The sequence below is a fragment of the Streptomyces sp. genome (assembly GCF_031181555.1).
Classification (GTDB): Bacteria; Actinomycetota; Actinomycetes; order Streptomycetales; family Streptomycetaceae; genus Streptomyces; species Streptomyces fimbriatus.
Window position 1 is genome coordinate 1 of the sequence record NZ_JAPSKQ010000238.1, and the last position, 7,543, is coordinate 7,543.

The 7,543-nt window shown below is 74.5% G+C and carries 6 protein-coding genes; 1 reads left to right on the forward strand and 5 read right to left on the reverse strand.

All coding sequences use genetic code 11. The features are described 5' to 3' along the window. Positions 1–921, reverse strand: a 921-nt coding sequence (locus RIM90_RS29350; RefSeq protein WP_309063776.1) for an ABC transporter permease, incomplete at its 3' end; no start/stop codon positions are given. Next, a complete protein-coding gene (locus RIM90_RS29355; RefSeq protein ID WP_309063777.1) occupies positions 918–1,706 on the reverse strand; it encodes an ABC transporter ATP-binding protein in 789 nt (262 codons plus the stop codon). The genes RIM90_RS29350 and RIM90_RS29355, both read right to left, overlap by 4 nt. A gap of 444 nt (positions 1,707–2,150) precedes the next feature. Here RIM90_RS29355 and RIM90_RS29360 point away from each other — a divergent pair, with 444 nt between their 5' ends. Then, a complete protein-coding gene (locus tag RIM90_RS29360) occupies positions 2,151–3,644 on the forward strand; it encodes an MFS transporter (protein WP_309063778.1) in 1,494 nt (497 codons plus the stop codon). Positions 3,645–3,659: 15 nt separating this feature from the next. Here RIM90_RS29360 and RIM90_RS29365 read toward each other — a convergent pair whose 3' ends face one another. The 3 genes from RIM90_RS29365 to RIM90_RS29375 form a co-directional block, all read right to left on the reverse strand. Next, entirely contained in the window at positions 3,660–3,788 is a 129-nt protein-coding gene (locus tag RIM90_RS29365; RefSeq protein WP_309063779.1) for a hypothetical protein, read from the reverse strand. A 371-nt stretch (positions 3,789–4,159) separates the two neighbouring features. After that, a complete protein-coding gene (locus tag RIM90_RS29370; RefSeq protein ID WP_309063780.1) occupies positions 4,160–5,044 on the reverse strand; it encodes a cellulose-binding protein in 885 nt (294 codons plus the stop codon). 207 nt (positions 5,045–5,251) lie between these two features. Continuing rightward, positions 5,252–7,543 (reverse strand): SUKH-4 family immunity protein (locus tag RIM90_RS29375; RefSeq protein WP_309063781.1); only part of this gene is annotated, 2,292 nt, incomplete at its 5' end.

A 7,543-nucleotide genomic window follows, 5' to 3' on the forward strand; every position in this document is an offset into this window, starting at 1 on the left:
GATCGCCCGCATCAGGCCGATCTCCCGGGTGCGCTGGGCGACCAGCATGGAGAAGGTGTTGATGATCAGGAAGATGCCGACGAGGAAGGCGATCCCGGCGAAGCCGAGCATCGCGTACTTCATGACGCTCATGAAGCCCTCGACGTCCTTCTGGTTGGCCTCCGCGGTCTCCTCGGCGGTCTGCACCTTGTAGGCGCCGCCGAGCTCGGCCAGGACGTTCTTCTTCAGCTGCGCGTCGCTGACGCCGGCCGCGGCCGTGACGTTGACGTTGGTGTAGACGCCGCCCTCGCCGACCAGGACCTGCTGCGCGGTCTTCGTGTCCAGGTAGAAGATCGCGGCACCGGGGTTGGTGACCGTGAAGTCGGCGATGCCGGAGATCTTCGCGGTGTGCGTGCCGACCACGGTGATGACGCCGATCTCGTCGCCGAGCTTCAGGCCGTGCTTGTCGGCGGTGTCGGCGTCGACCATGATCTGGCCGGCGCCCTCGGGCGCCGCACCGGAGGTGATCTCCATGGTGCGGGCGTCGTTGTCGTTCCAGCTGCCGACGATGGTCGGGCCGCCGCTGGTGGGCGAGAGGTTGTCCTTGTCGCCGTCGACGACGGTCACCGAGGTGGAGAACACCGTGCCCTCGGCCGACTTCACCCCGTCCGCACCGCGCACCTCACCGAGCACGGAGTCCGGTATCACCGGCGGCTTGCCGTTGTCGGAGGTCGTCTCACCGCTGTCGGAGGCGCCCTTGGCGCTCACCGTGACGTCGGAGGAGGTGGCCGCGAACAGCTTGTCGAACGTCGTGTTCATCGTGTCCGTGAACACCAGCGTGCCGCACACGAACGCCACCGACAGCAGCACCGCCACCGCCGACAGCGCCATACGGCCCTTGTGCGCGAGGAAGTTGCGCATCGAGGTCTTCAGGACGGTCATGACGTGCGCCCCCGGGCGTCGAAGTCCTTCATGCGGTCCAGGACCTGCTCGGCCGTCGGCTGGAGCATCTCGTCGACGATGCGGCCGTCGGCGAGATACAGCACCCGGTCCGCGTACGAGGCGGCGACCGGGTCGTGGGTGACCATCACGATGGTCTGCCCCAGCTCGTCCACCGAACGGCGCAGGAAGCCCAGCACCTCGGCGCCCGCGCGCGAGTCGAGGTTTCCGGTCGGCTCGTCACCGAAGATGATCTCCGGCCGGGCCGCCAGCGCCCGCGCCACCGCGACCCGCTGCTGCTGACCGCCGGACAGCTGGGTCGGCCGGTGCTTCAGCCGCCCGGCGAGCCCCACGGTCTCCACCACCCGGTCCAGCCACGCCCTGTCCGGCTTGCGGCCGGCGATGTCCATGGGCAGCGTGATGTTCTCGATCGCGTTCAGCGTCGGCAGCAGGTTGAACGCCTGGAAGATGAACCCGATGCGGTCCCGGCGCAGCTGCGTGAGCTTCTTGTCCTTCAGACCGGTGATCTCGGTCTCGTCCAGGTAGATCTGCCCGCTGGTGACGGTGTCGAGCCCGGCCAGGCAGTGCATCAGCGTGGACTTGCCGGACCCCGAGGGGCCCATGATCGCGGTGAACTGGCCGCGGGCGATGTCCACGTCGACGTGGTCGAGGGCGACGACCCGGGTCTCCCCGGACCCGTACGCCTTCACGACCTGCCGCGCCCGCGCGGCAACGGCCGTACGCCCTCCAGTACCCCCGTGCCTGGGAATGGTCACAGCCGATGTCACGGTAAGTCTCCTATGTCGGTCAGCAAGTGGAAAGCGAGGGCTCCGGCGGCCTCCGTCGTGCCCGACGGCCGCCCGGTGCCTGCGTGTTCGTTCGACGCGGTTCAGTCTGGGGGTGGGGAGGGGTCCCGCGCCCTGGTGCTCAGCGCAGTCTTCTCCTGAGGAAAACCCCACCCCCGTCGGTGTGCTCGGCCGCCCCCCAGCGGCGTAAAGCCAGGTTAAGGACAGTCCCCGCCCCGGCTCGTCCTCCGTCGGTACGAACCCTCCCCGAGCCGTAGTACGGAGGTACCCCTAGGGGCCGTCCACCGGCAGGGTGAGACCTTCTCGGGGTCGCCTCCTCCTGCCGGCCCACCCAGGCTCCACCCTCCTGCCGCGTCAGGATCAAGTGGGAAGCTGTCCGGCGCAGATAGGTGCAGGGGGCAGACAGCCACGAGGGAAGGATTCCGGATGGACGGCACCAGACCGGCGACACGGGACACCGCACGGGAGACCGGGACCGACCGGCGCGGAGCCGTCGTCGCCGCCCTGATGCTCGCGATGGCGCTGGCCGCCCTCGACTCCACCGTCGTCTCCACCGCCGTCCCGCAGATCGTCGGGGACCTCGGCGGCTTCTCCTACTTCTCCTGGCTGTTCTCCGGCTACCTGCTGGCCGTCACCGTCACCCTCCCCGTCTACGGCAGGCTGTCCGACACCTTCGGCCGCAAACCGGTCCTTATCGCGGGCGCGGCGCTGTTCCTGCTGGGCTCGCTGCTGTGCGCCCTGGCCTGGAACATGGCCGCGCTCATCGCCTTCCGCATCGTGCAGGGCCTGGGCGGCGGCGCCCTCCAGGGCACGGTGCAGACCCTCGCCGCCGACCTGTACCCGCTCGAACAGCGCCCCAGGATCCAGGCCCGCCTCTCCACGGTCTGGGCGGTCTCCGCGGTCGCCGGCCCCGGCCTCGGCGGCCTCCTCGCCTCCTACGCCGACTGGCGCTGGATCTTCCTGGTCAACCTGCCCGTCGGAGCGGTGGCACTGTGGCTGATCGTCCGTCACCTGAAGGAACCGCGAAGGGAGCCGGCGGCACGCGCGCGTGTCGACTGGGCGGGCGCGCTGGCCCTCTTCGCCTGCGGCGGCGTCCTGCTCACCGCCCTCGTCCAGGGCGGCGTGGCCTGGCCCTGGCTGTCCGCGCCCTCCTTCGCCCTGACCGCGACGGGACTCGTGCTCCTGGCGGTGGTGATCGTCGTGGAACGCCGCGCGGCGGACCCGGTCATCCCCGGCTGGGTGTGGCGCCGCCGCACGATCGCCGCGGTCAACCTCGCCCTGGGCGCGCTGGGCCTGCTCATGGTCGCCCCGACCGTCTTCCTGCCCACCTACGCCCAGTCGGTGCTCGGCCTCGCGCCCGTGGCCGCCGGATTCGTCCTCTCCGTATGGACGTTGACCTGGCCGGTCGCGGCGGCCCTCAGCCAGCACGTCTACCGCAGGATCGGCTTCCGCAACACCGCGATGCTCGGCATCGGCACGGCCGCGCTGATCCTCTTCGCGTTCCCCTTCCTCCCCTATCCGGGCGAGGCCTGGCAGCCCACCCTGCTGATGCTGTTGCTGGGCGCGGCCCTGGGCCTCTTCCAGCTCCCGCTGATCGTCGGCGTGCAGTCGTCGGTGGTGTGGGAGGAACGCGGCACGGCGACGGCGTCGGTCCTCTTCTGCCGCCAGACCGGCCAGACCGTCGGCGCTGCGCTGTTCGGCGCGGTCGCCAACGGGGTGCTGGCCGCGAGGCTCGGCGGCGCGAGCGACCTGGACTCGGTGACCCGGGCGCTCGACGGCGGCGCCGTCCCCGAGGCGGTCCGCCGCGCCATCGCCGACGCCGTGCACACGGTCTACCTGGGCGCGGCGGGTGCGGCGGCCCTGGCCTTCCTGGTCCTGCTGTTCCTCGCGCCCCGGAAGTTCCCGGTGCTCGAGGAGTGACCGCCCGCCGGTGCGTCACCCGCCCGCCGCCTCCACCGCCCCGGCGGCGACAAGCAGCCCGAGGAACGGCAGGGCGTGCCACGCGTACCGGAGCAGACGGAACTGACGGAGCATCGGCTGCCGGGGCGTCACGGGAGAAGCCAAGGCCCACCTTTTCCTTCCGAGGACGCCGCGAACCGCCGGCCGGGCCGGCCCGGCCGGCCGAGAGCCGGGGCACCGCGGGTGACACCCCGGGCCGGCCCCGCGAGCACATGCCGACCGATCAGTCCGGCCGAAACGCGGCGCGCACCAGGGCCCGGGAGTAACGTGCGTCACCCGCTCCCGCACCCCGACTCCCTGCCGTCCCCGCCGGCTTCGCCTGCGGCCGGCTCGGCACGATGGCCTCCGGCCGGGCCGGAGCGGAGGAACAGCGACGGCAGTACGAGGCGGTGGAGGCGTGGATCCTCGCGGGAGCGGTACGGAGGCGGGCCCGAGGGGGCGCACACGGCCGTCCCCCCGGGGACGCCCCGGCACCCTCACTCCACCACCCGCCCCGTCAGCGCGCTGAGACTGGCGCACACGTGGTCCATGTGCGCCTGCACCTCCTCCCGCGTCTCCGCGTGCTCGCGCAGCACCCGCTCGGTCTCCCGCGCGATCTCCTCCGCGCGCGCCCGTGCCTGGGCGAGCACCCGGTCCGCACGCTCCTCCGCCTCCTCCTGGCAGCGCCGGGACGACTCCTCCGCGTCGGCGAAGACCTGCTTCGCCTCGGCCAGCGCGCCCTCGGCCCGCTCCACCGCCTCCGCGTGACGGGCCTCCAGGGCGGCCACCCGTTCGGCCTCCTCCCGCTCCACCTCGGCCAGCCGCTCCTGCTGCTCCGCGGTCCGCTCGGCCAGCATCCCGGAGGTGCGCCCGCGCATCTCCCGCAGCGCCTCCAAGGTCTCCGCGCGCCGCTCCTTCACCTCGGCCCGGGCCGCGATCCGGATCTCGTCGGCCTCCTCGCGGGCCGCGAGCAGCCGCTGCCGGGCGGCCTCGTCGGCGTCGGCGCGCACCGTGTCGGCGTGCGCCTGCGCGGCCTCCCGCACGCCGGTCGCCTCGTCCCGCGCCAGGTCCCCGGTCCGCCGCGCCTCCCGGCGGGCCTCCTCCCGCACGGTCTCCGCCTCCTCCTGGACCAGCTCGAACAGCCGCCGCGCGCTCTCCCCGAGCGACTCGTACGTCTGCGGAGCCAGCCCCGCCACCCGTTCCCGCAGCCGCTCCAGCTCCTCCTCCATCTCGCGGGCCAGCACCGTGAGCCGCGCGGCCCGCTCCCAGGCGGCATCACGATCCGCACTGAGGGCATCGACGTACGCGATCACCTGCAGGGGGCGGTAGCCGCGCCCCCGCACGACCTCGAAGCCCTGCGACGACACCGATGCGCTGCTCATCCTGGAACCCCTCTTCACCGGACGGACCCGAATCCCAGCACGACGACCGGGCACGAAATGGGATGATTCGCGCACATCTTGATGGATCACACGGAAGTGTTCATAACGCGACACTCCGCGAAGAGGGCACACAAAAGCCGGGCCCGGTCGTCGTACCGACCGGACCCGGCTCCTCGCCACGCCGAGCGCGGGATCAGCGGCGGCGGCTCACAGCAGGCCGTCCCACATCTGCTCCAGCAGCACCGACCACCAACTCTCCGGCGAACCCAGCGCCGCCGGGTCCAGCGCGGCCAACTGGGCCTGGAAGTCGACGGTCCAGCGGCCCGCCTGCTCCTGGTTCAGCCCGTACCGCAGCCGCCACATCCGCCCCAGCAACGCCAGGCAGCGCGCGAACTCCGGCAGACCGGTGTTCACGAACTGCGGCGGAACGGGCGCCCCGCCCGGCCCCGCCTCCACCGGCACCGCGACGATGTGCGCCGTGCCGTACTGCACGCAGATCGCCTTGCCGAAGTCGCTGCCCATCACCAGGTACGAACCGGCGTCCGAGGCCGGCCGCACACCCCGCTCGGCCGCCAGCTCCGCCAGCGTCGGCACCGGCCGGCCCGGCTGGGCCTGCGCCCAGAAGAACGGGCCCATGTCCAGCGGCAGCCCGGCCACCACCAGCGTGTGCGCCACGATCGGCGGCACCCCCTGCCGCGACACCGCCGCCTGCTCGAACCGGAACACCCCCGGCCCGAACGCCCCCGCCAGCTCCTGGGCGATGCCCTCCGGCGGAACCGGCGGAACCGGCTGCACCGGCGGCAACGGCGCACGCACCGGGGCCGGACGCGCCGGACCGTCCGCCACCTGGTGCAACTCACCCTGATGAGCCAGCAGTTGCTGCATGCCCTGCTGCCGGCTCGCGTGATCCGTGCCGTACGGCGCGATGCTCGTGATCCGCGCCTGCGGCCACTGCTCCCGGATCATCCGCGCGCAGTACGCCCCCGGCAGCTCGCACGACTCCAGCTCGGTGTGCAGCTCCAGCACCTGGTCCGGCGGCACGTTCATGGCGCGCAGCTCGTGGAAGATCTGCCACTCCGGGTGCGGCGTGCCCGGCGCCGAACGCCGGATCAGCTGCTGCTCGGAACCGTCCTGCGCGCGGTAGCGCAGCACGGCCTGGTAGCCGGGGCCGACGGTCGGCTGACCGGTGGGCTGCTGCGGATACCCGTACGCCGGCGGCTGCCCGGGCACGGGCGCGCCGTGCGGAGGCGTACCGGGAGCCATCGCACCGGGCGGCATCCCCGGGACACCACCACCGGGCCTGCCGGGAGGAGCCGGCGGCGGAGGCGCGCCCGGAACCCCCGGGGCCGGCGGGGGCGGCGGCGGAGGCGCGCCGGGACCGCCCACCGGGGGCGCGGCCAGCACCGTCTCCGCATGGTGCACGGGACCACGCCCGCCCCCCGCGGCACCCGGAGCACCCGGAGCGGCCGGAGCGGCCGGAGCGCCGGGCGGACCCGGGGGCTGCGGCGCGCCGGGAACGGCCGGGCCCGTCCCCCCGGGGCCGGCGAGCATCGTCGCGGCATGGTGGACACCACCGGGCGGCGTACCGCCGGGCGCGTTCGGCGCCCCCGCAGGGGGCGGGGCCGGAGTGCCGGGCGGCGGCGTCGCGGCACCCGGCGGCTGCGGGCCCGGCGCACCCCCGGGCCCCTCCGGGCCCTGGGGGCCGAGCGAGGACACCATCTGCGTCGGGACGTACCCGCCGCCCGCCGGAGCGCCCGGCGCACCGGGCCCGGCCGCGGGCGGGGACGCGGGCGCGGGCGGGGACGCGGGCGCGGGCGGGGTGCCCGGCCGTGCACCCGGCGTACCCGGAGCGCCCGGCGGGGGCGGAGTCGCCGGGCCCGAGCCGCGACGCGGCGGAGGCGTCGCCTTGCCGGTCGCGGCGTCCGCGATGTCCCCGGCATGCGCCGCGATCGGCCGCTCGGACGCACCCGGAGGCGGCGTACTGCCCTGCGGCGCACCCGGAGGCGGGGTACCGGGCACAGCGGCAGGCGGCGTCCCGGGCGCGCCCGGAGCGCCCGCGGGCGGCGTGCCCGGCGCACCCGGCACCCCCGCCCCCTGCGAACCCCCGGGCGGCACGGGCGCGCCGGGGTCCGGAAGCGCCGGTGCGACAGCCGTCGGCGGAAGCCCGCTGCCGCCCGACATCAGCGTCGTCTTGGCGTCCGGTGTCGCCGCGGGCGGCGGGGTGTCGTCACCGGACTCGTTCAGCTGCGGGGCGAACACGGTCTCCGGCAACGGTACGGAGCGGTCCTCACCGGCGTCGGCGTTGGTGTCCGTACCGGCCCACGGCGTCGCCCCGGCCGGCGCACCGGCGCCCGCCGGGGAGCCGCTCCCCCCGGCGGCGGGCCACGCCGCCCCGCTCCCCGAGCCGGCGGGCACGCCGGGCGCCGGAGTCCCGGAACCGGAGCCCGCCCCCGCGGTCCCCGAAGCCGGAGCGGACCCCGCGGACGAACCGCCGCCGGA